The sequence below is a fragment of the Aeromonas sp. QDB30 genome, assembly GCF_027707645.1.
Classification (GTDB): domain Bacteria; phylum Pseudomonadota; class Gammaproteobacteria; order Enterobacterales; family Aeromonadaceae; genus Aeromonas; species Aeromonas caviae.
Map to the genome: position 1 here is coordinate 1 of NZ_JAPCIY010000161.1, position 1,700 is coordinate 1,700.

Consider the following 1,700-nt stretch of genomic DNA (forward strand, 5'->3'; position numbering starts at 1 on the left):
AACCCAACAAGGAGTTTCGGATTCTTACACAGCCTGAGGATCGGTCAATGGATCCTTAACTGATCGGCATTAGGCCTGCGGGCCCCTTTCTTAGTTGGGAAGACTTTTGTTGGGAAGACTTGTTGCAGACAGGTTGGGTTGCGAAGATGAAAAAGGCCCACCGTCATGGCGGGCCTTCCTCATGGCAGGGCGCTCCTAACGGAGTATCAACCCTGCGCGTTGCTCAGTACCAGCTTGCCATCCTTGACCGGAATGGTGGGGCCGGGTTGCTTCTCCATGCGTACCACCCCCTCCTGGCCGGCGAGGCGGTAGGTGACGTCATAGCCGATGGTGCGGGTGCTGCTCTCCTGCACCGTCTTGCAGCGCTGCTCCGTGGTGGTGTAGGTATCACCGGCCTGCATGTTGCCCTGCACCTGATTCCCGGCATAACCCCCTGCCACGGCACCGGCGGCGGTGGCCACCTTCTTGCCGCTGCCACCGCCAAACTGGTGGCCGACCACGCCGCCCAGGGCCGCGCCAACCACGGTACCCAGGATCTTGTGCTCGTCCTGCACCGGCTTGCGGTGGGTCAGGGTGACGTTGCGGCACTCCTGACGTGGCGTCTTGATGGTCTCGGTCACCGGCTTGCTGGCCAGCACCTCGGCAAACTGGGGCTCTGATGAAAACAGGGATCCGCTGGCGACCGCCGACAATGCCAGCGCAGAGGCAACACCGATCCCGACACCTGCCAACATGGATTTGTTCATCACTCTTCTCCTTGTACTCATACCCGTTGAGGGCTTGGGATCATTCTTGGCATTTTGCGCCGCAGGCTCAAGGCAAGGGCCACGGGATCGCGACAGGGGCTGACTGCGCAAAAAGTGACCGCACAAAAATAGCGTCGGCGATTGGCGACAGGGGGAGCAGGGCCGAGGGCCCCTAAGACGTTTCGCTAATACCTGGGATCTGGCCCCCTTGATACCCTTTCATCCGGTTCCAGCCGGCATCCTGGCCCCGCATCAGGGCACAATGCCGGTCGTGGTGAACCGCGAGTGCCACCCCGTTTTGTGTCCCTGTGAGGAAGGATCCGATGACAGAGCAGAACATGTACGACGCCGGCCTTGGCAAGACGCCCGCCAATTTCGAGGCGCTGACCCCCTTGAGCTTTCTGGGGCGGGCCGCCCGGGTCTATCCCGACTATCCGGCGCTGATCCACGGCCCCTTGCGCCAGAGCTGGGCCCAGACCGAACGCCGTTGCCGCCAGCTCACCTCGGCCCTGCGCCGTCGCGGCATTGGCGAGGGGGACACCGTCTCCATCGTCGCCCCCAATGTGCCGGCCATGTTCGAGGCGCACTTCGGGGTACCCATGAGCGGCGCTGTGCTCAACACCATCAACACCCGGCTCGATGCGGACGCAATGGCCTTCATCTTCCAGCACGCCCAGAGCAAGGTGGTGCTGGTGGACCGGGAGTTCGGCGCAGTGGTGCGAAAGGCGCTCTCTCTCATTGACAGCCAGTCCCTGGTGATCGCCATCGACGATCCCCTCTACCGGGAAGGGGAGCTGATCGGCGAGCTCGACTACGAGGGGTTCATCGCCCTGGGGGACGGGGACGAACCCGGCTGGCTGCCGGCGGACGAGTGGCAGGCCATCTTAAATGCGAAAGGGGACTCCCTCCGACGTAGGTGGGAGGGGAATTTCGCCGGGGCGTCAGCCCCGCTGG

2 protein-coding genes are annotated in these 1,700 nt (G+C 63.2%); one reads left to right on the plus strand and one right to left on the minus strand.

Going from position 1 to position 1,700, the window contains the following annotated elements; translation table 11 throughout:
- Positions 1–206: 206 nt before the first annotated feature.
- The gene (locus tag PG896_RS20890) at positions 207–746 is read right to left on the minus strand and encodes a glycine zipper 2TM domain-containing protein (RefSeq protein ID WP_010674678.1); all 540 of its coding nucleotides are present in this window, start codon (positions 744–746) and stop codon (positions 207–209) included.
- 323 nt (positions 747–1,069) lie between these two features.
- On the opposite strand from PG896_RS20890, the gene PG896_RS20895 reads away from it, so the two are divergent.
- A partial coding sequence (locus PG896_RS20895) for an AMP-binding protein (RefSeq protein WP_270804954.1) occupies positions 1,070–1,700 on the plus strand: 631 nt, incomplete at its 3' end.

Bases quoted from the DNA above. Each gene is read 5' to 3' on its own strand.
- PG896_RS20890 (WP_010674678.1), bottom strand. From the start codon at position 746: ATGAACAAATCCATGTTGGCAGGTGTCGGGATCGGTGTTGCCTCTGCG.